A 25,948-nucleotide genomic window follows, 5' to 3' on the forward strand; every position below is an offset into this window, starting at 1 on the left:
TGCGTATGAAAAACATCCTTCTCAATGCATCGCAACGTATTTGGCATAGGCGAAATTGAAAAACAGGGCGACTGCAGAACCGGCGAGGAACGCTACGGTGTGTCCCCACGGCGTGGTTTTCAGCCACATCAGGCAGACAGTGAACACTAAATAATTGAGCACAAACCCTTTGGCCTGCCCGAATACGTACCAGCCATACCGCGCCTGCCCGTTCGCGAACGTAAGCCGTTTATTCAGGGCGAAGGTCACGTTGACCGCTACCAAAAATGAAAGCAGCCTCGCCAATTCTGCTGGCAAAAGCAGCGCGATGAGCAAAAAGGAAAGGTAGTCCGCCCCGAGTCCTGCCAGGCCTACCAATACAAATAGGCCGAACTGCTTCATGGCATAGAGAGAAAAGCTATTTTTTTTATGTCACGCCGGCTCTTGGCGATCGCACTCAAAATGATGCCGGTAAAGGACGAAAGAAACCCAAGGATCATCAACGCGCTGGCCAGAATGGCAGAGGGAAACCGCGGCACGAGCCCGGTTTTGAGGAATTCCAATACAACGGGCGTGCCCACGCCCACGCTCAGCATCGCCATAAACAGGCCCATCAGACCGTAGACCACGAACGGCTTATGATCCTTGTATAAACGGAAAATAGTCATAAATATCCGCGTGCCGTCGCGCAGCGTGTTGAGCTTGCTGGTGGTGCCGTCAGCCCGAGCCAGATAAGCCACAGGCACGTTTACGCATTTCGCTCCGACTTCTACCGCATGAATAGTCATCGCCGTTTCAACCTCAAAGCCGCTCGAAAACAGTGGCATCGATTTCACGAAACGCCGCGACATCACCCGATAGCCGGAGAGCAAATCGCCCACATCGGAATCGAACAGGTAATCCACCGTTCGAGTAAGCACGCGGTTCCCCCAAAAGTGTCCCGAGCGGCTCTGACTATCGCGATAAAGCGCCATACGGCTGCCTACAACCACATCGGCGCGGTTCGCTACCATCTGCGCCACCATCGCCGGGGCCTCGGTGGCGGGGTAAGTTCCGTCGCCATCAGCGATCACGTAGTAATCGGCAAACACGTCCCGGAACATCGCTTGAACTACGTGGCCTTTGCCGCGCTTTGTTACGCGGTGAACCTGAGCACCATGGGCAAGTGCGACTGCAGCGGTGTTGTCGCTAGAGGCGTTGTCAAAAACATGAATAGCCGCATCAGGCAAGGCGGCTTTGAAATCATCAACAACCTGGCCAATCGCCGCCTCTTCATTAAAGCAAGGCAGGATTACTGCGATTTTTTCAACAGTCGCTGCAGTATCCATGTCGACGCCTCTTTCATGGCCAGAACGGAAAGCGGGATTAGGCAAACCTTGAATGGAATGCCATAACGCGGAAACGGTGCGAGCACCATGTGTACCAAAGTCGCGTAGATGACGATTGAGGCCAATAAAAGGACAAACAACGATGCATCGTTCTTTTTTGCTATTTGCGCTAGCAAAACAACCGCAGCAGAGAGCACGCCGAGCGCGACCCAATACGGGTGAATCTCATAGTTGAATACATGCGTGACATGGAAATCGAGCAGGAAAAAATACGGTGACTTGACCATGGGATAAATGAAAATATCGCTTGGCCCGGCGATGTTGTCCCACTGCCAGAGCACTTGAGCCTTATCCCACAGATACCATTGCAGATATTCACCGGGACTTTGAGAAGCCCGCTCGAAAATGATCGACAGCGCTCTGCCCAGGCTTTGATACATTTCACTCTGGCGCGGATCGCTGGCGTAGGGAAATCCAAATGTCTCGGGCTGATTGTTGTACATAAAGCCTGGGAAGCTACCGTGGTAAAACCCATTAATAAGCAGAGTGGGATCGGAACTTTCGCCGACCGCCAACACGTTGCGGACTTTCCAGAGCAGCGTAGGCACTACGGCCGCAATCGCAAAAGCCAGTACCGGCCTCCAATAATGACGAAAGAACAGAACGCAGCTTAAGAGCAGAAATGGAGGGAAATGCTCGACTACCGGGCGGGTCAACGCCGCCATAGCGAAAAGCATACCGCTAACGCCCATACCAACACCCATTGAGTCTTTTTTCTGCAGCGAATACCAAGCACACACCAGACTTAGCGCCAGCAAGCTAGTGAACAAAGACTCGGACAAGTAGTAGGTGTTGATTGATACAAAATGCGGGAAGGTCCATAGCACGAGCACTGCAGGTATTGCCCAACCGGCGCCCAGCAGGCGCACAAAAACCAGACTCAGCAGAATAAAAGCCAAAATCTGCAATGCCGTCTGGGCTTTAAGGGTGGAGCCCAACATGCCTTCAATATCGTCGGCGACGAAAAACTTGCCGAAATAAGGAAAACCGGGGCTTCTGAGCGCGTCCGGTTTCGGGGCTTGCGCGCTGTCCGGAGCGACGTAGTCCTTGCTGAACACATTCCAGTTTTGCAAGTTCAAGGCATAGCCGAAATAGTCCCGGGCATCTGCCCGAATGGGCGTATCTACCTGAGTGTCGGTGTAGGCGGTGACTCGAAGATGAATGCCGAACGCGACTGTTAGCGCGATGACAAACCATGCGATCCACACCATGTTTTCTCGGGTACTGGACTTTTGACCGGCAACCTGCATCGACTCTTCCTTTTGATCAAGGCCCTGCCTCGCGCTATTCACTTAGCGGCAAACCTGGCGACATCTATAGCTAGCGGCATGGCCGATAGGCCCTTCTGGAGGCGGCCATATTATTCGCTAACGGCATTCTATAAACAGCGAAATAACTTGCAGTTTGAGCAGCCGGCGAATACCCGAACGTAGTTCATTGGACGGACTCGAATGCGGTGAAAGCGATTGTTCGCGAGCACGATACCGAGCTCGGCGTTTGCCCCACCTGCCCCGCTCTGCTAGCCTCCCGCCCGTTCCAGCCTGCCGAGACCCCTGCCCATGGCCCGCAAAAAAGCCGCCGTCGATTTCGAACAATCCCTTGCCGAGTTGCAGACCCTGGTCGAGCGCTTGGAAAACGGCGAGTTGTCGCTGGAGGATTCGCTCACCGCGTTTGAGCAAGGCATCCGCCTGACGCGGGAATGCCAAGGCGCGCTCGCGCAGGCGGAACAGAAGGTGCAAATCCTGTTGGAGCGCGACGGCGAGCTGGAGGAAGCTCCCTTCGACGCGGACGAGCAAGCATGATCGCGGCATACCAGAAAACCTGTCAGACCCGTGTGGATGCCAAGCTCGATGAGCTGTTGCACGCGCCCCGCCCCGAGCTTTCCACTATTTACCAAGCCATGCGCTACAGCGTCATCAACGGCGGCAAGCGCGTGCGGCCATTGCTGGTGTACGCGGCGTGCGAAGCGCTGGGCGGTAAGCCCGAGCGTGCCGATGCGGCGGCCTGCGCGGTCGAGTTGATTCACGCTTACTCGCTGGTGCATGACGACTTGCCCGCCATGGACGACGACGATCTGCGTCGCGGCCAGCCCACTACCCACAAAGCCTTCGACGAAGCGAGCGCGATTCTGGCGGGCGATGGCTTGCAGACGCTGGCCTTCGATGTACTTGCCGACGCCCAGCGCAACCCGCTGGACGCCGAGGTGCGCCTGGACATGATCAGCAGCCTGAGCAAAGCGGCGGGCCCGGCCGGCATGGTCGGCGGGCAGGCCATCGACCTCGGCTCCGTTGGCCAGTGGCTCGACCAACAGGCGTTGGAAGTGATGCACCGGCACAAAACCGGCGCGCTTATAGAAGCCAGCGTGCGCCTCGGCGCCCTGGCCAGCGGTGAAGCCGACGCCCTGTCCCTGCGCGCCTTGCAGGATTACGCGCAAGCCGTGGGCCTGGCCTTCCAGGTGCAGGACGACATTCTCGACGTCGAAAGCGACACCGCCACCCTGGGCAAAACCCAGGGCAAAGACGAAGCCAATCACAAGCCCACTTACCCGGCACTGCTGGGGCTGGATGCGGCGAAATCCTATGCTCTGGAACTGCGTGACTTGGCGTTGCATGCCATACGCCCGTTTGGCGAAGCGGCGGAGCCGTTGCGTGATCTGGCGCGTTATATCGTCGAACGGCGTAGCTAAATACCCTAGTTGGCTATTCCTCGCGACCGCATAACTATATAGCCCAGCGGCCTATATTGAGAAAAACGCAATTTGGCTCTGCATCTTCGTCAAAGCATTTATTCCTTGCAACTCATATAAACAATCGTCGCTGGATTTTCGGCGGCTTCATCCTTATATACCGTCTCTTTGGAAGTTATCTTACACAACAAACTCCAAAACTTAGCCGCACGGCGGCCTTTAAGCCACAGCCAAGTCATGCTTATAAATCTATTGTCCCCTTGGTGTTTTTAACAACAAACCAAGGAATCTAGCAATGACCAACCTCCCTCGCAGACTTTCCATACTCGCTCTTTTAATATCAAGCACAGCGGCACCTCTTTCAGGCCATGCCGATCAGCTATGCGAGCATGGGAGGCTGACATTCTTTTCCCATCCGGGCGGTACCGCATCAACTTTACGGGTGGCCGTCGTTCAGGGACCCGATGGGTACAGCACGCTTAAAAGAAAAACTGGAAACACCTATGCCACCGAAATGCGTTGGGCTGAGTCTCCTACTCGCTGGAATAACCGTTTCGCCATGTTGGCACAGGCACATGCAACTCAAAGCCTCGTAAGCATTTACAGTAGCGACGACAATTGCATGGGCCCCATTGATGAGTTCGAAATAACTATTCTCGACTAATGGAACATCTCCAAAAACGCCGAGCTGTGCCCATAAAACGAGGAGAATGCGTGTCATGTTAGTTTCATTCGTCCGACTGCTGCTAATCGCCGGATTATGTCTCAGCCTGCCCACTCCCACCTTCGCGCTTCCAGAAGTTGTGTTCAGAGCTGTTGGCAAGATTGACAACCCCGAATCAGTCAAACGAGCCAACGGCTTTTACGCGCGAGGCATAGACGGTTCGAGACCTCGACAACCTCCGCCTAATATCAGCTTGTACAACCACGCGCGCGGCACCGCAACGGGAACTTCCACCGTGGATTCAGGTTATATATCCACAACCGAAGTACGGAGTTTCACGCTTCAGTTTATTAGGCTTTATCTGGGAAATAACGGTTACATCTACCATATTCGCCCCAGCGCAAACTTCTACGACGTCAATGGCACGCTGGGCAGACATTCACCCCATTCTCCAGAACACGAGTTTGCCGCTATGGGCCGTATTCATTTCAGCCAGATAATTGGCTGGGAAGCGGTAAACAACGGCGTCTCAGCCGGCTTTGTTCGTAACCCGGACTATCGCCACTCACTCTTTACCCCGGTACCCACAACGTCCGGTATCGAATACAGCCTGGCCGGCTTCCCACCCCATCATGCGGCTTGGAGCCAAGAGCCATGGAGGTCGGCCATGGAGTGCTCACACCAAAGCCCCTCTAAACGAAGCATCGGCGCTTGTTCCAATAATTTTGATCAAGACATTGGCGAAAAGGCGTTCTACCAACACTATAAAAAAGAGATATCCCGGCGATTGCCGCAGTACCAAACATTAGGTTTGAACTGAACTCACAGGCGCATTCCACTGCTTGAAATGCGCCCCCATCATCACCCCCACCTCTGCCCCGCCATTCGCCCCAGCCAGCAAGCTTTCGCTTCATGCTGGCCGGCACCTAAGCTCTACGCCCTGAACGAATGCCAATAAAAACCAGGGAGCATCCATGCCCATTCGTAACCTGCTGATCGCCAACCGTGGCGAGATCGCCATTCGCATTGCCCGCGCCGCCGCCGAGTTGGATATCCGCAGCGTGGCGATTTATGCCGAGGACGAAGCGGCGGCGCTGCATACGCGCAAGGCCGATGTGGCGGTGAGTCTTAGCGGCCGGGGCGTGAGCGCTTATCTGGACATTCAGCAGATCATCGCCATCGCTCAGGCTCAAGGCTGCGATGCGGTGCACCCCGGTTATGGCTTTCTCGCTGAGAACCCTGAGTTCGCGCGGCTGTGCAAAGCGGCCGGGCTTATTTTCGTCGGCCCGGAGGCTGCGGTACTGGAGCAATTCGGCGACAAAACCCAAGCCCGTACCTTGGCCATTCGCTGCGGCGTGCCATTGGCCAGCGGCACCAATCAGCCCACCAGTCTGGCGCGCGCCCAGTCGTTTATGGCCGAGCTGAACGGCGGCGCGATGATGATCAAAGCCCTGGCCGGTGGCGGCGGACGGGGCATGCGCGCGGTGCACAGCGCCGATGAGGTAGCCGAGGCCTATGCTCGCTGCCAGTCCGAAGCAAAGGCAGCGTTTGGCAATGGCGACTTGTATGTAGAGCGGCTGATTCGCAATGCGCGGCATATCGAAGTGCAAGTGCTGGGCGACGGCGAAGAGGTGGTGCATCTGTGGGAGCGCGACTGCACGTTGCAGCGGCGCAATCAGAAGCTGGTGGAAATCGCCCCCAGCCCAACCCTTGACTCCGCCGTGCGCGAGGCGATGCTCGAAGCCGCGCTTAAACTCGCCCGCGCCGTGAATTACAAAACCCTCGGCACCTTTGAATTTCTGCTCGACGCCGACAACGGCGACTTCGTGTTCATGGAAGCCAACCCGCGCTTGCAGGTGGAGCACACCGTCACCGAAGCAGTCACCGGCATCGACCTGGTGCAAGCGCAACTGCGCGTGGCCGGCGGCGCGAGCCTGGCTGAGCTGGGCTTGCAACAAGCGCACATTCCCGCGCCGCGCGGGTTCGCCGTGCAGGTGCGGATCAATCTGGAAAGCATGAACGCCGATGGCAGCGTGCAACCCGCCGCCGGGCTGTTGAGCGCCTACGAGCCGCCAAGCGGCGCCGGGGTTCGTGTCGACGGTTGCGGTTACAGCGGTTACGCCACCAGCAGTAGCTACGACTCGCTGCTGGCCAAGCTCATCGTGCACGCCAACGACTCTTATCCCGCCGTGCTGCGCCGCGCCTACCGGGCGTTGTGCGAATTCCGCCTGGAAGGCGTGGCGAGCAATATCCACTTCCTGCAAAACCTGCTGCGCCACCCGCACGTGCAGCGCAACGAGGTGACCACCCGTTTTGTGGAAACGCAGATCAGCGACTTGCTGGCGCCGCAGGAACAGGCGCACCGCCACCTGTTTTTCCCCCAAGCCTCTGGCACCGCTCAGCACCTGCAAGCGGCGGATACGCCCATTGGCTGCATCGCCCTCGACGCGCCAAGCGCTGGTGTGGTGGTCAGCCTGGATGTGCAGGTCGGCGATGAAGTCGCCGTGGGCCAGAGCATCGCCGTGCTGGAGGCGATGAAGATGGAGTTTGTGGTGAAGGCGGCCCACAGCGGCATCGTCCACAGCCTGGCCGTCGCGCCGGGCGACAACCTGTTCGCCAATCAGCCGTTGCTGTTCATTCAGCCGGCCGACGTCGCGCAACAGCAGCACCACACCGAGCAAAGCATCGACCTCGACCACATCCGCGCCGACCTTGCCGAAGTGCTCGAACGCAACGCCCTGACCCGCGACGAGCGCCGCCCGCAGGCCGTGGCCAAGCGCCGCAAAACCGGGCAACGCACCACTCGCGAGAACCTTGATGACCTGCTCGATGCCGACAGCTTTATCGAATACGGCGCCCTCGCTTTGGCCGCACGGCGCCGCCGCAACTCGGTGGACGACCTGATCGCACAAAGTCCGGCTGACGGCTTGGTCAGCGGCATCGGCACCGTCAACGCCGCGCAGTTCGGCGCCGAGCACAGCCGCTGCATGGCCATCGCCTACGACTACACCGTGTTCGCCGGCACCCAGGGCGTGATGAACCACAAGAAAACCGACCGCATGTTGCAGCTCGCCGAGCAGTGGCGCCTGCCCGTGGTGCTGTTTGCCGAAGGCGGCGGCGGACGGCCCGGCGATACCGATTTCGTCGGCGTGGCGGGCCTGGACTGCCACACCTTTATCGGCATGGCCAAACTGTCCGGCCTGGTGCCGCTGGTGGGCGTGGTGTCGGGCCGTTGCTTCGCCGGCAACGCGGCACTGCTCGGCTGCTGCGACGTCATCATCGCCACCGCCAACGCCAGCATCGGCATGGCCGGGCCGGCGATGATCGAGGGCGGCGGGCTGGGCAGGTTTACGCCGGAGCAGGTCGGGCCGGTCAGCGTGCAAGGGCCGAACGGCGTGGTCGACATTGAGGTGACCGACGAAGCTGACGCGGTGCGCGCCGCCAAGCAATACCTGTCGTATTTCCAGGGCCCGCTCAGTGACTGGCAGTGCGCTGACCAGCGCGAGCTGCGCCAGGTGATTCCCGAAAATCGCCTGCGGATTTATGACATTCGCCAGGTGATTTCCACCCTCGCCGACCACGACTCGGTACTGGAACTGCGCCGCCAATTCGCGCCCGGTTTGATCACCGCGTTTATTCGCATCGAGGGCCAGCCGTTCGGCCTGATCGCCAACAACCCCGCGCACCTGGGCGGCGCCATCGACGCGGTGGCGGGCGACAAGGCCGCGCGCTTTATGCAGCTGTGCGATGCGTTTGATATTCCGCTGGTGTCGCTGTGCGACACGCCCGGTTTTATGGTCGGCCCGGACGCCGAGAAGCAGGCAACCGTGCGCCATGTGTCGCGCATGTTCGTCACCGCCGCCAGCCTCAGCGTGCCGTTCTTCACCGTGGTATTGCGCAAAGGCTACGGCCTTGGCGCGCAGGCGATGGCCGCCGGCAGTTTCCATTCGCCGCTGTTCACCATCGCCTGGCCCAGCGCTGAATTTGGCGCCATGGGGCTTGAGGGCGCCGTGCGGCTTGGCTTCTCCAAAGAGCTGGCGGCGCTGGAAGATCCGGCGCAACGGCAAAAACTCTTCGACAAATTAGTGGCCAAGGCCTACCAGGCCGGCAAAGGCATCAACATGGCCAGCTACCTGGAAATCGACGCCGTGATCGACCCTGTCGAAACCCGCAGCTGGCTAGTACGTGGCCTCAACGCCGCGCCGCGCTCGGCCAAACGTGACGGCAAAAAACGCTCCTTCGTGGACACCTGGTGACCGCTATGAATCAGTTCGAACAGCAACGCCTCGACGTAAACGGCATCACCCTTAGCGTGTACAGCGCCGGTCCGGAAAATGGGCGCCCGGTGTGGCTGCTGCACGGTTTCCCCGAATGCTGGTACTCGTGGCGCAGCCAGATGACGGCACTGGCCGAAGCCGGTTACCGCGTATATGCCCCGGAAATGCGCGGCTACGGCGACAGCAGCGCCCCTGAGGAAATCGAGGCGTATCAGATTCTGACCCTATGCGCCGACATCCAGGGCGCCATGGACCTGCTCGGCCACACCGACGCCTGCGTCATCGGCCACGACTGGGGCGCACCGGTGGCCTGGCACCTAGGCCTGCTGGAACCGCAGCGCGTCAGTGTGCTGGGCGCCATGTCCGTGCCCTTCGGCGGCCGCCCCAAACGCCCCGCCATCGACATCATGCGCGAGGCCAACGCCGGGCGATTCAACTACATCGTCTACTTTCAGGAACCGGGCGTGGCCGAAGCCGAACTGAACGCCGACATCGAACGCAGCATGCGCCTGCTGATCGGCGGCACCGGCGAGGTGTTCCTGCAACCCAAACCCGCCGACGCCCGATTACTGGAAGGCGTACCCACGCCGACCACCTTTCCCGACTGGTGCAACGAAACCGACTTCGCCGTGTACCGCGACACCCTGAGCAAACACGGCTTCCATGGCCCGCTGAACTGGTACCGCAACTTCCGCACCAACTGGGAAAGCACCGAATTCCTCGCCGGGCGGCAGGTGCTGCAACCGACCGTGTTTCTGCTGGGCGAAGACGACCCGGTCGGCAAGCTGGAGGCGTACACCATCAAGAAAATGGGCGAGCTGGTGCCGCGTCTGGAACAGCACGTGCTCAAAGACTGCGGGCACTGGATACAGAACGAACAGGCAGAGCGGGTGAACGGGATTTTGCTGGAGTTTTTGCGGCGGCATTACGCGGCGTGATGGGGCGCTGGCGAAGGAAAAAAAATCAAAAACTCGCGGCTGAAGCCGCTCCCACAGATTCAGAGATGCGTCGAAAATGAGCTTTCTGTGGGAGCGGCTTTAGCCGCGAGTTTTTGATCCACCGCTTGTGATCTGGCTTGTGATCTACCCCGCCCCGTTCATCGCAGGCCGAGTGGAGTCGACGTGGAGGGGGTTGAGCGGCCGGGAGCCGCGAAAGGCGTGTCGGGCCATGGATGGCCTTTATCGCGGGGACGCCTAGTCCGGCCCCCGGAGTGGCGACGGAGGGAGGGGACCTGGAGCGCAGCGGAAGGCCAAGGTAGGGGCAAGCGTTTTTGCTTACTTTTTCCGCGACTGGAAAAAGTGAGTCGCGCGTAAGGCGCGAAACAAAACGTTCGGCACTCGCGGTAATGAATACCTCCACGCCATCTACCGCGCTCGACCCGAGACTCTGGATCCCGAATTGTCGGACCACCGCCTGCGCGAGGATGACGGTGGGTTGCCAACGGCCAGGGACATCCCCGGAACTCCCCGGACATCGGTATTTCCTTCCCCCCTTCACACCCACCCTACGAAAAGCCCTACCGCATCAGGTAAACTGCGCCATCTTTTATACCTATAACGATTTGCCTGATGCCGACGACGTTTCACGAGTTCCCCCGCGAACGCCCCGCTACGCCGCTGCTTGACCGTGCAGAGACGCCTGTTGGTCTGCGTCGCCTGGGCGAAGCCGAGCTGGAAATCCTCGCTGATGAGCTGCGCCAGGAGCTGCTGTATACCGTTGGCAAAACCGGCGGACACTTCGGTGCCGGCCTGGGTGTCATCGAGCTCACCATCGCGCTGCACTATGTGTTCGACACCCCGGACGACCGGCTGGTGTGGGACGTAGGCCATCAGGCGTATCCGCATAAAATCCTCACCGGGCGCCGCGAGCTGATGCACACGCTGCGGCAGAAAGACGGCATCGCCGCCTTCCCGCGTCGCAGCGAGAGCGAGTACGACACCTTTGGCGTCGGCCATTCCAGCACCTCCATCAGCGCCGCGCTGGGCATGGCCATTGCCGCTCAGTTGCAGGGCAGCAAGCGTAAGTCGGTGGCGGTAATCGGTGATGGCGCGCTGACGGCGGGCATGGCGTTCGAGGCGTTGAACCACGCCTCCGACGTGAAGGCCAATATGCTCGTGGTGCTTAACGACAACGACATGTCGATTTCGAAAAACGTCGGCGGTCTGTCCAATCACCTGGCAAAAATTCTCTCAAGCCGCACCTACGCCAACATGCGCGAGGGCAGCAAAAAGGTGCTGTCGCGCCTGCCTGGCGCCTGGGAAATTGCGCGCAAAACCGAAGAGCACGCCAAGGGCATGTTGGTGTCCGGCACCTTGTTCGAAGAGCTGGGCTGGAACTATATCGGCCCTATCGACGGCCATGACCTGCCGACACTGATCACCACCCTGCGCAATATGCGCGAGCTGGAAGGCCCGCAGTTCTTGCATGTGATCACCAAAAAAGGCAAAGGCTTCGCCCCGGCCGAGCTGGACCCGATTGGTTACCACGCCATCACCAAGCTGGAGCCGGTTAACGCGCCAGCCGTGCCGAAAAAGCCCAGCGGGCCGAAGTACTCGGCGGTGTTTGGGCAATGGCTGTGTGACATGGCTGAAGCCGATGCGCGCCTAACGGGCATTACCCCGGCCATGAAGGAAGGTTCGGATCTGGTCGCCTTTAGCGAGCGTTTTCCGCAGCGCTATTTCGACGTGGCGATTGCCGAACAACACGCCGTGACCCTTGCCGCCGGTATGGCCTGCGAAGGCGCCAAGCCGGTGGTGGCGATTTATTCGACGTTTTTGCAGCGTGGTTACGACCAGCTGATTCACGACGTGGCGGTGCAGCATCTGGATGTGCTGTTCGCCATTGACCGCGCGGGCCTGGTGGGCGAAGACGGCCCAACTCACGCCGGCAGTTTCGATTTGTCTTACCTGCGCTGCATCCCCGGCATTCTGGTGATGACGCCGAGCGACGAGAACGAGCTGCGCCGTATGCTGACCACCGGCTACCTGTTCAACGGCCCGGCGGCTGTGCGGTATCCGCGCGGCTCGGGCCCCAATGCGGCGATCGACCCCGCGTTAGTGCCATTGGAAATCGGCAAAGGCGTGGTCCGCCGCAAGGGCCAGGGCGTCGCGCTGTTGGTGTTCGGCGTGCAACTGGCCGATGCGCTGCTGGTGGGCGATAAGCTGGATGCCACGGTGGTGGACATGCGCTTCGTCAAACCCTTGGACGAAGCCCTGGTTCGCCAATTGGCAGCTGAGCACAGCTTGCTGGTGACGGTGGAGGAAAACGCCATCATGGGTGGCGCGGGCGCTGCGGTCAGTGAGTTCCTGGCGCGCGAGAATCTGCTCAAGCCCGTGCTGCATTTGGGCTTGCCAGACATCTACGTGGAACATGCCAAGCCGCAAACCATGCTGGCTGAATGTGGGCTGGACGCTGCCGGCATCGAGGCGGCGGTTCGCGAGCGCCTGGCGCTGCTCGAACCGGCGGGCTTGCCGCCCACCCTCACCGCGTAAACGCTTCGCCATGAAAAAGGCCGGTCCATTGACCGGCCTTTTTGTTTAGATCACCCGCGAGAATCGCTGGCTGTTCTGCTCGCTTAAATAGTGGTCAAACAACATGCACACCGAGCGCACCAGCAAGCGCCCGGCGGGCAGCACCTGAATGGCGTTGTCGCTCAAGGCGATCAGACCGTCTCGCGCGAACTGCTGAAGCTGCGGCCACACCTCGTTGAAGTAACCGCGAAACTCGATGTTGAACGCACTTTCGATCAGGCTGAAATCGAGTTTAAAAGCGCAGATCAGTTGCTGGATGACGGCACGGCGAATGCGGTCGTCATCGTTGCACAACAGCCCACGCACCACGGCCGAATGGCCTTCGTCGATGGCGGCCATATAACGCGGCAGGTCGCTGCTGTTCTGGCAGTACAAATCGCCCAACTGGCTGATGGCCGACACGCCCAGCCCCACCAGGTCGCAATGCCCATGGGTGGTGTAGCCCTGGAAGTTGCGCCGCAACATGCCATCTTCCTGCGCCACCGCCAGTTCGTCGTCCGGCAGGGCGAAGTGATCCATGCCGATGTACACATAGCCCGCCGCTGTCAGTTGTTCGATGCTGCGCTGAAGCATTTCCAGCTTGGCCGCCGGACTTGGCAGGTCATCCGCGCTGATGCGCCGTTGCGGCATAAAACGCTCAGGCAAGTGGGCGTAGTTGAACAGCGACAAACGATCGGGTTGCAGCTCGATCACCTTGTCCACCGTGCAGGCAAAACGATCGGGCGTTTGCTTGGGCAGGCCGTAGATCAGGTCGATATTCACCGAGCGAAATTGTAAGGTCCACGCCGCTTCAACAATGGCGCGGGTCTGCTCGAAGCTTTGCAGGCGGTTGACGGCTTGCTGTACCTGAGGATCGAGGTCTTGAACGCCCAGGCTCACGCGGTTGAAGCCCAGCTCGCGGAGCAGGCCCATGGTCGACCAGTCGGCTTCGCGCGGGTCGATCTCGATGCCGTAGTCGCCGCTGTCGCCGTCGAGCAGGGTGAAGTTTTCGCGCAGGTGCTGCATCAATTCGCGCAGCTCGGTGTGGCCAAGAAAGGTTGGCGTGCCGCCGCCAAAATGCAGTTGCTCAACCACCTGGCGGCGGTCGAGTTGACTGGCGACGCGGCTGATTTCTTCATGCAGGCGCTGCAAATACGGCACCGCGCGGCCACGGTCTTTGGTGATCACCTTGTTACAGCCGCAGTAGTAGCAAATGTTGGCGCAGAACGGCACGTGCACATACACCGACAACGGCCGCAACGCCGCGCGGCTTTCGCTCAGGGCATGCACCAAGGCGTTGCCGGCGACGTTCTCGTTGAATTGCAGGGCGGTGGGGTATGAGGTGTAGCGAGGACCGGGGCGGTCGTAACGGCGAATCAGGTCAGCATCCCAATGAATGGCGTCGAGCATGGCGGCGGTCCGGTGCAGTGCGTGGGCGGCCAGTCTAGGAAGCTGCGACAAAGCGGATCTTGACTTGACGCAACCCGACGGAAAATCCCTACAGGAGAGCCGACGTCTGACATGCACCAATACGGCGCATCCTCAGCGCTGCGGCCGGCTCGACGCAGCACCTTTCGGAGGAAAGTACGTACGTCCCATCTAGAAAAGCGACATTCATCTGGCGGAATGCGTCATTGCGCCATCAATCGGCCAGTAGCGGCGCCTTTCGGTCCTGTTATTGCAATAAGCGCACGCTAGACAAAGCACTGCCCTTTGTCATTTGCGAGCACCGACATGCACCTTAAAAGTCACGAGATGGCCCTCAGCGGCCGCGAAAAGCGTTGGCTGCCCTGGTGGGGCACGCACAACAAATGGGCCTTGCGCTGGGCCAGCCTGATCAACCGCAACCAGGCGGCGCGACTGGAAAAAACCTTCACGGGCATGGCCAACACGCGCGCGCAATTGTTGCTCGGCTGGACGCAGCAACATTGGCAGCAACTGCATCAGGTAGCAGCAACGTTGGGCGAGCAATGGCCACGCGTGGATGCCGCCCAGTTGCAGCGAATTGCCGAGCCGATGCGTGAAGTGTCGGAGTTGTTTGTGGTGGGCGCCGACGGCACGGTGCTCGCCTCCACCCATGCGCCGCGAATGGGGCAACGCCACGACGCCAAGGCGCTGGCCGCCGGTCTTCGCGCGCCGTTTCTGCTCGGGCCTTACAAAGATCAAGTCACCGCCACGCTCGGCGCCACCACGTCGCGCTTCCATGACTCCGTGACGCTGATGTTTCACCAGCCGCTGATCGTCGCCGGCAAAACCGTCGCCTGCCTGTGCGCGCGCATTCCCAACGATGTGATGAGCGACCTGATCCAACGCGAAGCCGGCCACGTGTACCGCGACTCCGGCGACAACTACCTATTTATGATCAAGTCGGTGTATGACCCGGCCATCGCGCCCGGCACCGCGCTGTCCCGCTCACGCTTTGAAGACAGCACGTTCAGCGCCGGCGAGAACCTCAAGGATGGCGTGCACACGCCCTTCGGCACCGTGCGCGTTACCCAACACACCGAATTCGAATTGCGCTTTACCGACCCCGCCACCCAGGAGTTGCACCCCGGCGTACGCGAAACCATGCGCTGCGGCAGCAACCTGTTCGTCCTCTATCCCGGCTACCCGGACTACCGCCGCGTGCCGGTAGTCGGCGCCGGTCTGACCCTCAACCTGCCGGGCTCGCCCGATACGTGGGGGATGATGTGCGAGGGCGACTTGGAAGAGGTGTATCGCCCGCGCAGCCTGAGTTACACCTTGCTCAAAGCGCTGCTGCTGAATGTCGGGGTCGCCGCCGCGTTGCTGTACGGCGCCCACGCCGGCCTGGGCTGGCAAGGTGAACATTTGCCTTGGGCGCTGTTTGGCGTGAGCGCGCTGGTGTTGTTCAATTTCTGGTACTTCAGCCTGCGTCCGCGCAGCCAGAAATTGCAGGCGCTGTGCGACTTCTTTCTGGACACCGCCGAGTGTGGCGCGCCGCTGAGCAACCGCTTCAGCGCAAACCAGTTGCAAGCCGATGAAACCGGCTCGCTGGCGGGCTGGGTCAATAGCTTCGTCGACAAAATGGACGACACCATGCAGAGCATCGTTTCTGCCGGTAGCGCGTTGCACCACACCAGCGCCGCGCTCAACCAGACCTCCAGCACCGTCAGCCTGTGCGCGAACCAGCAGAACAGCGCCGCCCAAGCGACCGCCGAAGCTACCCAAGGGGTTAGTCACAGCATCAGCGCCATGACTGAGCACATCCTGGGCAGCGAACATGCTTCGCAACAAGCGCTGCAACTGGCCAAGGAAGGCGCCAGCGTGGTGCAGCAAACCACCGAACAAATCAGCCGCCTGGCCAGCCTGGTCAGCGATGCCACCCGCACCATCGAAGGCCTGAGCCAACACACGGTGGCGGTGCAGAGCATCAGCGAAACCATTCGCGGCATCGCCGAGCAGACCAACCTGCTGGCGCTCAACGCCGCCATTGAAGCCGCGCGGGCCGGCGAGTCGGGACGTGGCTTTGCCGTGGTCGCCGAGGAAGTGCGCAACCTCGCCCAGCGCACCGCCGAGGCCACGCACGCCATCGCCCAGAGCCTGCACAGCATGCGTCAGCAAGCCGTGCAGGCCGTCGGCTCGATGCAGCAATGCCAAACCAGCGTTGGCACCAGCGTTGACCAAGCCACGCAGGCGAACCATGCGTTGCAGCGCATTCACCAGGAAGTAGCCGGCATGCAGACGCAGATCGGCGAAATCAGCCGCGCCATGCAATCGCAGCGCGACCAGGCGCAAGCCGCCAATCTGCAAGCGCAAACCATCAGCTCGGGCGCCGGCCAAAGCGCCGAGGCCGCGAACCAAACCCAGCTCGCCGCCCGTGCTCTGGAGCGGTTGGTGCTCGACCTGCACAAAGCCGCCAGCCGGCTTGGCCAGGCAGAGCCGAGCGCATAACCGGTACGTCGCAAGCAAGACTGAAGCCTCTCCCACCGATCCCCCGCCGCTTGACCCACCCCGCCGCCACCGCTACGGTGCGCGGCGTTTGTCCACGCAGGTGCGTCCGGCTCACACGAGCCCGGCGTTAAACGGGAAGCCGGTGCGCTCCATAGGAGCCATCCCGGCGCTGCCCCCGCAACGGTAATCGACCGCAGCCACGCTGCATGCCCGATCGACACACCACTGGGTTTGTACCTGGGAAGGTGATCGCGGCAGGAAAGGATGCCCTTTCAGTCGAGAGCCCGGAGACCGGCCTGCATGGAATCGACTGGTGTTGCGGAGGGCAGCACCATCAAGCGCAGGCGCCTTCACGCGCCACGCTTGCCATGCCCTCCTCAAAAATCTTTTGAGGAATACTCCATGAAGTACCGACATCTCGCCCTGCCCGCGTTGCTGCTGCCCGTTGTAGTGCAGGCGCAAAGCAACGACCAGGCGCTGAAGCTGCAAGATACCGTCATCACCTCCGGCCGCAGCGCCGAGCCGTTAGACCAGGCCACCGCGGCGGCCACGGTGTTCACCCGCACCGATATCGAACGCTTGCAGCCCCGCTCCATTACCGACCTGCTCACCCGCGTGCCCGGCATGCAGCTGGTGCAAAACGGCGGGCGCGGCAGCAACACCTCACTGTTTATTCGCGGCAGCAGCAACACTCAAAGCCTGATTCTGGTGGACGGCCAACGCATCGGTTCGGCCTCCGATGGCGGCGCCAGTTTGCAGTTTCTAAGCCTTGAACAAATCGAACGCATCGAGGTGGTGCGCGGCTCGCGCTCGGCCTTGTATGGCAGCGATGCCATTGGCGGCGTGGTGCAGATTTTTACCCGTCGTGGCGACAGCGGCCTGCAACCGCGCCTGGCCGTCAGCGCTGGAAGTCAGCAAAGCTGGCAGCGCAGCCTGGGCCTCAGTGGCGGCGATGAACAGACGCGTTTCAGCCTCAACGGCAGCCTCGACGAAACGGTCGGCAGCGACCGCACCGGCCAGTCGTACGATGCCGACAGCGACCACGACGCCTACCGCAACAAAGCCCTGAGCTTCAACCTTAGTCACCAATTCAACGAGCGCGTCGAAGGCGGCGTCAGCCTGCTCGACCAGCGCGGCCGCAACGAGTACGACAACCCCTTCGGCCGCTTCGACATGAGCACCTTTCTCAGCTATCCACAGCAGCCCTACACCGACTTCACCCTCAGCAGCGGCAGCGGTTTTGTCGACGCGCAGTTCAATGACCTCTGGAGCAGCCGCTGGGAAGCCGGCCACAGCGAAAGCCGGCAGAAAAGCCAGGACAAACTCAGCGACGAAGTCAGCGTGTTCAACACCTACCGCGATTCGGTTTCGTGGCTGAACACCCTGCAACTGGGCGATCAAAACACTGTGCTCGCCGGGGTGGATTTTTATCAGGACGAGTTGCACAGCAGCACCGAATACAACCAGCAAACCCGCTGGAACCAGGCGGCGTTCGTACAGCATCGCTTTCAAGGCAACGGGTTCGCCACCGAGCTGGGCGTGCGCCACGACAAGAATGAACAGTTCGGCAGCGAGAACACCTGGAACGGCGCGCTGACCGTGCCGGTGGGCGACAGCACCTCGGTGATCGCCTCGTACAGCGAAGGCTTTCGCGCGCCGACTTACAACGAGCTGTACTGGCCGGATGACGGCAACGGCTATGTCGGCAATCCGGGCCTGTCACCCGAGCACTCGAAAACCTACGAACTGCAACTGCGCGGCGAGCACCTGGCCACGCGCTGGAGCCTGGCCGCTTACCGTAACGACGTGCGTGACCTGATCAGCACCGAGCTCTGCGACCCGGCGACGTTTTTGTACTGCGCGGTGAACCTCAACACCGCGCGCTTACAAGGCGTGGAGTTGACGCTGGAGCGAGACGTGGTCGGCTGGCAAGCCTCCGCCAACGCCACCTGGCTCGACGCCCGCGACCGCGAAACCGGCCACGCCCTGCCGCGCCGGGCCAAACGCACGCTGAACCTGGACCTCGACCGCCGCTTCGGCGCGCTGAGCGTGGGCGCCAATTGGCAAGCCGTGAGCGGCAGCTACGACGATGTGGGTAATACGCGGGAATTGCCCGGATACGGGCTGCTGGGACTGCGCAGCAGTTGGCAGGCGACCGGCGAGCTGGCGCTGAATTTCAGTGTCGATAACGTGCTGGATAACGACTACAGCCGGGCGCTGTACAACCATGACGGCGAATACCACGGGTATCGCGAGGATGGGCGTACGGCGACAGTTGGGTTTGTGTGGACGCCGGCGATTTAGGTGGTTGCAGGAATCGCGGCTGAAGCCGCTCCCACAGTTTTATAAACCGCGCGCGCGTCCCCTGTGGGAGCGGCTTTAGCCGCGATGCTTTTTTGCATAAGCGGCCAAAGAGTTGCGTAAAGACCACAATTCTGGATCCCCGCATGCGCGAGGATGACGGGGGAAATGACATAAACCTTCGTCATCCTCGCGCAGGCGGCGGTCCGACGATTCGGGATCCAGAATTTCGAGCCGAGCGCGTTATAAAATCGGTTGCTGTAAGAGCGGCTGGGCAGCATTTCCGCTCAGCCACAACGCTCAACGCATCCCCGCCAACGCCTCACAAAGCCGCTCAGTCGCCACAAGCATCTGCAAACTCGGCCGTTCAATGCCTTTATCGGGCAGCACCAGCAACTGCTGACGCTGCACCGCCTTGAGCTGTGGCCAGCGCGCCCAGCTTTCTAATTGCGCCTGATCGCCGCCGACAATCACATGGGGATCACGCTGCAGCACCGCTTCGACGCTCACCTGCGGCGCTGGCAGCGCCACGTCGGCAAATACGTTTTTCGCCCCGCATACGCCCAGCGCATCACTGATGATCTGCGCCCCCACCGTGTACAGCGGCGAATTCCACACCTGATAGAACACCGGCAGCGGCTCACCACGCCGGTAGCGCTGTTGCAGCGATGCCAGGCGCTGGCGAAATGCATCGGCGCGCTCGCGGCCGTTTTCAGCGAGCCCTACCCGCTCGCCAATCGCCTGAAACTGCTCGGCCAGTTGCGACAAGGTGTGGGGCTGGGCCTCGAACAGCGGAATGCCGAAGCCGATCAGTTGTTGGCGTTGCGCGGCGCTGATGCTGTCGGGCCAGAGCAGTAGCAAGTCAGGCTTCAGCGTCAGCAGCCTTTCCATTTCCAGTTGGCCGTAGCGGCCCACCGAGGGCAGCGCGGCCAGAGCCGCCGGGCGTTCACCACCGTCGAGTACGCCAACCAGCAAATCGGCGGCATCCAGTTCGAGCATGATTTCGCTAAGCGATGGCGCCAGGCTCACCACCCGCGGTTGCGCCGCTGCCGACCAGGTCAGCGCGCACAGCAGGCAGGCGAGCAGGAGGCGCATCAGCTGAGTTGGCGAGGGATACGGTAGAGCGCCAGCAGTACCACGCTGGCCAGCGCGAGAAGGATCAGCGGAATGGCTTCCAGGCCGGTAAACACGGCGATGGCGGCAATCCAGGCGGGCAGGCCTGCGCCGAGAAAGGCCAGACGACGGCGAGCGGCGAGGTCCAGCCAGGCGGCGGGTTCTTGCGGGGTGTCGAGGGCTTGTTCGGTGGCGATCAGGCCGCGTTTGTAGGCGCTGAATAACGGCAGGCTGACGAACAGGGAAGCCAGGCCACCGATAAACAGCGGCATGGCCAGCACCGACACGGTTTTATCGGCGCCGAACAGCAGGTTGACGATAAACACCGGCGCCAAGGTGAGCGCCAGTTGCCGCCACCACAGCAGGTCGAGCCGCTTGCGCACCTCGTTGCGGGTCACAGGCTTTCCTCGGCCTCGCCTTGGTGTTGGTTGCCCAACAGGTGCCCCAGTTTGCCGGCCTTGGTCGCGAGGTAGTACTTGTTGTGCGGGTTGTGTTCGATTTGCAGCGGTTTGCGCTCAGCCACCGGGATGCCCATGTCGGCCAGCGCTTTGAGTTTGCGCGGGTTGTTGGTCATCAGTTTCAGCGAGGTGATGCCTAAGTGATTGAGCATCGGCAGGCAAATCGAATAGTCGCGCTGGTCAGCGCCAAAACCCAGACGCTCGTTGGCTTCGACGGTATCTGCGCCGCCATCTTGCAATTCGTAGGCGCGGATTTTGTTCATCAGGCCAATGCCACGGCCTTCCTGGCGTAGGTACAGGAGCACGCCACGGCCTTCTTTGGCGATGGCGGCCAATGCCGCTTCCAGTTGAAAACCGCAGTCGCAGCGCAGGCTGAACAGGGCATCACCGGTCAAGCATTCGGAGTGCAGACGGCCCAGCACGGGCGCGCCGTCAGCGACATCGCCGAGGGTCAGCGCGACGTGTTCACGGCCGGTGCCTTCTTCAAGAAAGCCATGCATGGTGAAGACAGCAAATGGCGTGGGCAGTTGGGAGGCGGCGACGAAGACGACAGACACCGTATGCTCCTAATAAGGAAATGGCGGAAATTTCGCACGGGGGCGGCATTGTAGCAGCAGGCTTTGCGCGTCGGTCAGCCTGAATTGCTGGCTATAAAGATCAAAGTGGTTGATCGATATAGCCTCATTGCAACCAATCGACCACCACGCGCGTGGCCGCCGCCAGCGTTTCGTTACGCGGGCTTGCGTCCTTGGTGTTTTGCGTCAGGTACAGCGTCAGCACAACCGGTGCTTTGCCGGGTGGCCACAGCACAGCCACATCGTTGGTGGTGCCGTAGTCGCCGGTGCCGGTTTTATCGCCAACCTGCCAATTCGCCGGTACGCCAGCGCGGATACGCGTGGCCCCCGTGGTGTTGCCCCGCAGCCAGGTTTGCAGTTGCTGGCGCTGCGAATCCGGCAAGGCGTCACCGACCACCAGACGTTGCAGGCTGTGGGCCATGGCCAGCGGCGTAGTGGTGTCGCGCAGATCGCCGGGAATGGCGCTGTTCAATTCGGTTTCCCAGCGTTCCAGGCGGAAGTGGTGATCGCCAATGGAGCGAGCAAAGGTGGTCAGCCCTTCCGGGCCGTCGAGCAATTTCATCAGCAGGTTGGCGGCGCTGTTGTCGCTGTACTGCACGGTAGCGGCGCACAGTTCGGCGACGGTCATGCCGTCTTGCACGTGCTTTTCGCTGACCGGCGAGTACGAGACCAAGTCGCTTTTGCGGTAGGTGATTCGCTGGTCCAACAGCCCTGGCGTTAACACGCTGCGCTGCAAAATGGCGCCCGCGAGCATGGCCTTGAAGGTGCTGCACAAGGGGAATAGTTCGTCGCCCCGGTAACTGAGCACCTCGCCGTTGCCGGTGTTCAGCGCCACCACACCCAGGCGGCCAGCGAAGGTGGTTTCCAGCTGTTTGAGGCGTTGCACCGCATCGCTCGACTCAGCGGCCCAGGCGGGCAATAGCGGCAATGCAGCGGCGGCGAGGAGAAAAGTGCGGCGTTTCAAGAGAAGCGTCATAGGCCTAGTTTTTCGATTCCAGAATCAACACGCCCTGCTCTTCGCGCCAGCGCACGCGGTTGAGAAAGCTCATACCGAGCAGCGCTTCGGTGGGGGCTGGGCCGTCCAGTACGGTGGCTTCGACGCCGAGCAATTCCAGGGCGCCGACTTTCACTCGGTCCAGCGAAACGCGCCAGGCGTTGGCGGTGCCGCTGGCGGTGCTGACAACTGTGGGCTTGCCTACGGCGCGGTAGTCGATGCCCAACTGCCGCGCTTGCGAGTCGTTCATGGCAACGGTAGTAGCGCCGGTGTCGACCAGAAACTGCACGGGCTGGCCGTTGGCCGAACCGGCGATCCAGTAATGCCCGCCGAGCCCTTTGGCGATGCTCACCTGGGTTTTGATGGGAATGGCAAAGCCCTGGCTGTATTCGCGTTCCAGCGGATACAGGCGTTCCACGCCATCCACGCGCAGGACCGCGCCTTTGCCGTCCGCGCTGACCACCACCACGCCGCCGGGGCCGGTTTTGCCGACCTTCACCAGCTTGCGCTCGCCATCGACGTTAATCACCGCCGCGCCCGGAAACAGGCCGACCACCATGACCTGTTCGGCCGCCATGGCCACGCCGAATGAAAGCAGGCTCATCAGCCCGGCAGCCAGCGCGTACTTCCTGTGCTTTGTCATAGCGTCGATGCCTGTTGCGTGGTGGTTATTCAAAAGGGATAGGGTTGCTGCCAGCGCTCGAAAATCGGCCGCAGGCTGCCGTCTCTCACCAGCAACTCCATGCGCGCGTCGTATACCTGGGCCAGCGCGTGACCATCGGCGGTGTCGGCAAAGCCCAGGTACAGCGGCAATTGCGTCAGCTCGGTTGCGCGAAAGCGTGTGGCGTCGTCGGCCTCGTTGAGCACTTCTTGCACTTCGGTGCGGGCGTCGAGGTAGAAGTCGATGTGCTTGAGTTCCAGCATCGAGAGGATACCGTCGCGCCGATAAACTTCTTGGTAGTGGTTCAAATGCGGCAGATATTTTTCGTAGGCATAACCGCGCACCCAGGCCAGGCGAAAGGTGCCGACGTTTTGCAGGTTGATGGCAGGCGCATCGGCCAGGCCCAGGGCGCTGATGCGGTCGGCATCGTAGTGCCAGCGGGGGTAAAACACGCCGTCCTGGATCTCGCTCATGTACGAGCCCACGAACGCGTCGGCGCCGCCGCGCTGCACCAGGCCGACCGAGCGGGTATAGGGAACGCTGTGAATGTTCAGGCGAATGCCGGCGGGCTCGAATACGGCGCGAAGAATGTCCCAGGCCATGCCGCTGCCATCGGCGTTGGTGTGGTCAACCCACACCTCACTGGCCAGGCGGATTTGCGTGGGCGTGGCGGCTTGCGCCATCGGTCCGCCAGCCGCCACAAGCAGCGCCACCGCCAGCAGCCGAGCGAACCACTTGCCTGATAACCACTTGCCACGCATAGCTCGTTCCCTTAAACGCCGCCGTGCCACTTAGCTTGCCACTGAGTGCACCCAGTATTGGGCCCAACCCCACACCACCAGCTGCATGGCCAGCCAGGCGAATACGCCGGCCAGCAGGTCGTCGAGCATGATGCCGACGCCGCCGTGCACATGCCGGTCGATCCAGCGGATCGGCCACGGCTTGAGGATGTCGAAAATACGGAACATGACAAAGCCTAGCAGCAACCAGCCCCAGCCTTCCGGCACCAGCCAGAGGGTGATCCACATGCCGACCATTTCGTCCCAGACGATGCCTTCGTGGTCATGCACACGCAAATCATCGGCCACTTTGCCGCACAGCCAGAAGCCGAACAGCATGGTCACGCCGAGCATCAGCCAATAGCCCCAGTCGGGCAGCATTTGCCACAGTGGAATAAAGGGCAGCGCCACCAACGAACCCCAGGTACCGGGCGCTTTAGGCAATGTGCCCGAGCCAAACCCGAAGGCCAGGAAGTGCCACGGATTGCGCCACACCGAAGGCGGAGCGTCAGGAACCGTTTTCTTGCTAGGTTGAGTCACCCGAGCCCCCAAAATGTAAAAAGCCGCGCGAAGAAGGCGCAAGGCTATGACCGGATGAATCCAGGAAGTGCACCCCTTTTCCGCTTTCCACTCGACCGATGACCGTCACCGGCCAGCCGTCTTGCTGAAGCTGTGCAAGGTGCTCGGGCGGCAGGGTAAAGGCCAATACGTAGTCATCGCCACCGCTGGCAGCACATTGCGAGGCGGCGTCGCGATCCAGCCAGGCCGATACGGCCGGCGACAACGGTAAGCGATCCCGCTCGATGTGCAAGGCCACGCCCGAGGCCAAGGCGATATGGCCGCAATCGGCAAGCAAGCCATCGGAAATATCCAGGGCTGCCGTGGCCTTGCCGCGCAGCGCCTGACCCAGCGCCAATTGCGGCTGCGGTGACCAATAGCGCGCCAGCAGCGGCTCGGCAATCTGCGCGGCGGCCGTGCACTGCCCAAGCACCAGCGGCAGCGCCGCCGCCGCATCGCCCAATGCACCGCCAACACAGAGCAAATCGCCCACCTGGGCGCCCGCGCGGGTCAGCGCCTGGCCGGCCGGCAGGCGGCCAAATACGGTGAGGGTCAGGGTCAGCGGCCCGCGCGTGGTGTCGCCGCCAATCAGGCGCATCGAACAGGCTTGCGCCATTTCGTTGAGGCCGGCGGCGAAGGCTTGCAGCCAATCGGCATCGGCCTGCGGCAGCGTGAGTGCGAGGGTAAAACCAATGGGCGCAGCACCCATGGCAGCGAGGTCGCTGGTGGACACCGCCAGCGCGCGCTGCCCGAGCAGGAATGCATCGCAGGATTCAGGAAAATGCACTCCGACCACGAGCGTGTCGGTGGAAATCGCCAGCTGTTCGCCAGCGTTCAGGGCCAGCAGCGCGCAATCGTCGCCAATGCCCTGCACCACGGCCTCGCCAGGCTGCGCACAGGGCGCAGCGGCGAAGTAGCGGCGGATCAGTTCGAACTCACCCACGGCTCCGGTCAACGCTTGTTGGCGTTGACTTCAGCAGCGCGTAAACGCGGTGCCAATTTGTCCAACACACCGTTGACGAACTTGTGTCCGTCGGTGGCGCCGAACACTTTGGCCAGCTCGATACCTTCGTTGATCACCACGCGGTATGGCACGTCGATACGCTTGAGCATTTCGAACGTGGACAAGCGCAGGATGGCCAGCTCAACCGGGTCGAGCTCGTCCTGAGCGCGGTCCAGGCAAGGCGCGAACGCCTCATCGATTTCAGTTTTGTGCGCCGGTACGCCGTGCAGAATTTCACGGAAGTAGGCGCCGTCGACGCTGCTGAAATCGTTGTCTACGCGAAACTGCGCTTCGATTTCATTCACCGACTGGCCTGCCAGGTGCCACTGATACAACGCCTGCATGGCCAGGCTGCGAGCCTGACGGCGGGCCGCGATCTTGCCGGTGGGCGCGTTCGGGCCTTTCTCTGCCGGGGGGTTGAAGCTGTCGTCTTCGTCGTTAATCACTTGGCCTCCAACTGCGCCAGCAGGCTGACCATTTCCAGGGCAGAAAGGGCCGCTTCAGCGCCTTTGTTACCGGCCTTGGTGCCGGAACGTTCGATGGCTTGTTCGATGGAATCAACGGTCAGCACGCCGAAAGCAACCGGTACGCCGAACTCCATGGACACCTGGGCCAGGCCTTTGGTGCATTCGCCGGCGACGTATTCGAAGTGCGGGGTGCCGCCACGAATCACTGCGCCCAGGGCGATGATGGCCGAGTACTCGCTGCGCTGAGCAACTTTCTGGGCAACCAACGGAATTTCAAACGCACCCGGCGCGCGGATGATGGTGATGTCGCTTTCGCTCACGCCGTGACGCACCAGGGCGTCTACGGCACCGCTCACCAGGCTTTCGACCACGAAGCTGTTGAAGCGGCCTACCACCAGCGCATAGCTGCCTTTGGGGGCGATGAAAGTACCTTCGATGGTCTTCAGGGTCATGGCGTTCTCGTCTTGAAAGAGCAATTTAGAGTTAAGAGCCTGGGCGGGCGTTTGCCCAATCCCCCGGCTATTTAAAAATTCGGGACCGTCGCGAGCGAAGGTCAGGCATGGCAAAAACGGCTGTCGAACACGTTTTTAACGCCGCATGACCCAGCGCAGCAGGTACCTCGGG

At 61.2% G+C, this 25,948-nt stretch carries 23 protein-coding genes and 1 riboswitch; of the genes, 9 read left to right on the top strand and 14 right to left on the bottom strand.

All coding sequences use genetic code 11. The features are described 5' to 3' along the window. Nucleotides 1-21: 21 nt before the first annotated feature. Genes ACZZ0Q_RS20225 through ACZZ0Q_RS20235 form a run of 3 tightly spaced genes read right to left on the bottom strand, consistent with a single transcriptional unit; the run spans nucleotide 22 to nucleotide 2,617 of the window. Complete coding sequence (locus tag ACZZ0Q_RS20225) at nucleotides 22-381, bottom strand: GtrA family protein (protein WP_463541017.1); 360 nt, start codon at nucleotides 379-381, stop codon at nucleotides 22-24. Further along, nucleotides 378-1,307: a glycosyltransferase gene (locus ACZZ0Q_RS20230; protein WP_463560881.1), complete on the bottom strand. Its 930-nt coding sequence runs from the start codon at nucleotides 1,305-1,307 to the stop codon at nucleotides 378-380. The genes ACZZ0Q_RS20225 and ACZZ0Q_RS20230 overlap by 4 nt, the downstream gene beginning before the upstream one ends. Continuing rightward, nucleotides 1,271-2,617 (bottom strand): hypothetical protein, encoded by a 1,347-nt coding sequence (locus ACZZ0Q_RS20235; RefSeq protein ID WP_463541015.1) that lies wholly within the window; start codon nucleotides 2,615-2,617, stop codon nucleotides 1,271-1,273. Before ACZZ0Q_RS20235 ends, ACZZ0Q_RS20230 begins: the two co-directional genes overlap by 37 nt. 309 nt (nucleotides 2,618-2,926) lie before the next feature. Here ACZZ0Q_RS20235 and ACZZ0Q_RS20240 point away from each other — a divergent pair, with 309 nt between their 5' ends. The 7 genes from ACZZ0Q_RS20240 (at nucleotide 2,927) to dxs (ending at nucleotide 12,485) form a co-directional block, all read left to right on the top strand. Continuing rightward, nucleotides 2,927-3,169, top strand: coding sequence for an exodeoxyribonuclease VII small subunit (locus ACZZ0Q_RS20240; RefSeq protein WP_122453977.1), 243 nt, complete (start codon nucleotides 2,927-2,929; stop codon nucleotides 3,167-3,169). After that, a complete protein-coding gene (gene ispA, locus ACZZ0Q_RS20245; protein WP_463541014.1) occupies nucleotides 3,166-4,053 on the top strand; it encodes a (2E,6E)-farnesyl diphosphate synthase in 888 nt (295 codons plus the stop codon). The genes ACZZ0Q_RS20240 and ispA overlap by 4 nt, the downstream gene beginning before the upstream one ends. 295 nt (nucleotides 4,054-4,348) lie before the next feature. After that, nucleotides 4,349-4,717, top strand: coding sequence for a hypothetical protein (locus ACZZ0Q_RS20250; RefSeq protein ID WP_463541013.1), 369 nt, complete (start codon nucleotides 4,349-4,351; stop codon nucleotides 4,715-4,717). A gap of 55 nt (nucleotides 4,718-4,772) precedes the next feature. Further along, complete coding sequence (locus tag ACZZ0Q_RS20255; RefSeq protein ID WP_463541012.1) at nucleotides 4,773-5,537, top strand: enterotoxin A family protein; 765 nt, start codon at nucleotides 4,773-4,775, stop codon at nucleotides 5,535-5,537. A gap of 154 nt (nucleotides 5,538-5,691) precedes the next feature. Next, nucleotides 5,692-8,973: a carboxyl transferase domain-containing protein gene (locus ACZZ0Q_RS20260; protein ID WP_463541011.1), complete on the top strand. Its 3,282-nt coding sequence runs from the start codon at nucleotides 5,692-5,694 to the stop codon at nucleotides 8,971-8,973. Between the two features lie 5 nt (nucleotides 8,974-8,978). Beyond that, entirely contained in the window at nucleotides 8,979-9,932 is a 954-nt protein-coding gene (locus ACZZ0Q_RS20265) for an alpha/beta fold hydrolase (protein WP_463560883.1), read from the top strand. 630 nt (nucleotides 9,933-10,562) lie between these two features. Then, on the top strand, nucleotides 10,563-12,485 hold the full coding sequence (gene dxs, locus ACZZ0Q_RS20270; protein ID WP_463541009.1) for a 1-deoxy-D-xylulose-5-phosphate synthase: 1,923 nt from the start codon (nucleotides 10,563-10,565) through the stop codon (nucleotides 12,483-12,485). A gap of 45 nt (nucleotides 12,486-12,530) precedes the next feature. On the opposite strand, the gene hemN is transcribed toward dxs, so the two are convergent. Continuing rightward, nucleotides 12,531-13,913: an oxygen-independent coproporphyrinogen III oxidase gene (hemN, locus tag ACZZ0Q_RS20275; protein ID WP_463541008.1), complete on the bottom strand. Its 1,383-nt coding sequence runs from the start codon at nucleotides 13,911-13,913 to the stop codon at nucleotides 12,531-12,533. Between the two features lie 1,803 nt (nucleotides 13,914-15,716). On the opposite strand from hemN, the gene ACZZ0Q_RS20280 reads away from it, so the two are divergent. Together ACZZ0Q_RS20280 and ACZZ0Q_RS20285 are read left to right on the top strand one after the other, a co-directional pair. Continuing rightward, nucleotides 15,717-16,415: a methyl-accepting chemotaxis protein gene (locus tag ACZZ0Q_RS20280; protein WP_463561040.1), complete on the top strand. Its 699-nt coding sequence runs from the start codon at nucleotides 15,717-15,719 to the stop codon at nucleotides 16,413-16,415. A gap of 81 nt (nucleotides 16,416-16,496) precedes the next feature. Next, a riboswitch (cobalamin riboswitch) is annotated at nucleotides 16,497-16,729 on the top strand. 88 nt (nucleotides 16,730-16,817) lie between these two features. Next, nucleotides 16,818-18,719 carry a TonB-dependent receptor domain-containing protein gene (locus ACZZ0Q_RS20285; RefSeq protein ID WP_463541006.1) on the top strand — a complete coding sequence of 634 codons (1,902 nt, stop codon included), beginning with the start codon at nucleotides 16,818-16,820 and terminating at the stop codon, nucleotides 18,717-18,719. Between the two features lie 297 nt (nucleotides 18,720-19,016). Here the strand turns inward: ACZZ0Q_RS20285 and ACZZ0Q_RS20290 are convergent, their stop codons facing one another. The 10 genes from ACZZ0Q_RS20290 to ribH all read right to left on the bottom strand — a co-directional run bounded on the left by ACZZ0Q_RS20290 (nucleotide 19,017) and on the right by ribH (nucleotide 25,776). Further along, nucleotides 19,017-19,814 (bottom strand): cobalamin-binding protein, encoded by a 798-nt coding sequence (locus ACZZ0Q_RS20290; protein WP_463542282.1) that lies wholly within the window; start codon nucleotides 19,812-19,814, stop codon nucleotides 19,017-19,019. Then, nucleotides 19,811-20,227, bottom strand: a complete 417-nt coding sequence (locus tag ACZZ0Q_RS20295; protein WP_463541005.1) for an MFS transporter — start codon at nucleotides 20,225-20,227, stop codon at nucleotides 19,811-19,813. Before ACZZ0Q_RS20295 ends, ACZZ0Q_RS20290 begins: the two co-directional genes overlap by 4 nt. Next, nucleotides 20,224-20,844 (bottom strand): GTP cyclohydrolase II, encoded by a 621-nt coding sequence (ribA, locus tag ACZZ0Q_RS20300; RefSeq protein WP_122493436.1) that lies wholly within the window; start codon nucleotides 20,842-20,844, stop codon nucleotides 20,224-20,226. The genes ACZZ0Q_RS20295 and ribA overlap by 4 nt, the downstream gene beginning before the upstream one ends. Nucleotides 20,845-20,968: 124 nt before the next feature. Then, entirely contained in the window at nucleotides 20,969-21,838 is an 870-nt protein-coding gene (gene bla / locus ACZZ0Q_RS20305; RefSeq protein ID WP_463541004.1) for a class A beta-lactamase, read from the bottom strand. A 4-nt stretch (nucleotides 21,839-21,842) separates the two neighbouring features. Beyond that, a complete protein-coding gene (locus ACZZ0Q_RS20310; protein ID WP_463542281.1) occupies nucleotides 21,843-22,460 on the bottom strand; it encodes a retropepsin-like aspartic protease family protein in 618 nt (205 codons plus the stop codon). 68 nt (nucleotides 22,461-22,528) lie between these two features. Next, nucleotides 22,529-23,278, bottom strand: coding sequence for a substrate-binding periplasmic protein (locus ACZZ0Q_RS20315; RefSeq protein WP_463541003.1), 750 nt, complete (start codon nucleotides 23,276-23,278; stop codon nucleotides 22,529-22,531). 30 nt (nucleotides 23,279-23,308) lie between these two features. Beyond that, the gene (locus tag ACZZ0Q_RS20320) at nucleotides 23,309-23,836 is read right to left on the bottom strand and encodes a phosphatidylglycerophosphatase A family protein (RefSeq protein ID WP_122493439.1); all 528 of its coding nucleotides are present in this window, start codon (nucleotides 23,834-23,836) and stop codon (nucleotides 23,309-23,311) included. Next, nucleotides 23,823-24,797 carry a thiamine-phosphate kinase gene (thiL, locus tag ACZZ0Q_RS20325; protein ID WP_463541002.1) on the bottom strand — a complete coding sequence of 325 codons (975 nt, stop codon included), beginning with the start codon at nucleotides 24,795-24,797 and terminating at the stop codon, nucleotides 23,823-23,825. Before thiL ends, ACZZ0Q_RS20320 begins: the two co-directional genes overlap by 14 nt. An 8-nt stretch (nucleotides 24,798-24,805) precedes the next feature. Beyond that, entirely contained in the window at nucleotides 24,806-25,303 is a 498-nt protein-coding gene (gene nusB / locus ACZZ0Q_RS20330) for a transcription antitermination factor NusB (RefSeq protein ID WP_463381622.1), read from the bottom strand. Further along, nucleotides 25,300-25,776, bottom strand: coding sequence for a 6,7-dimethyl-8-ribityllumazine synthase (gene ribH / locus ACZZ0Q_RS20335; protein ID WP_110617310.1), 477 nt, complete (start codon nucleotides 25,774-25,776; stop codon nucleotides 25,300-25,302). Before ribH ends, nusB begins: the two co-directional genes overlap by 4 nt. Nucleotides 25,777-25,948 lie beyond the last annotated feature (172 nt).

The organism is Pseudomonas sp. AC070 (genome assembly GCF_979258635.1).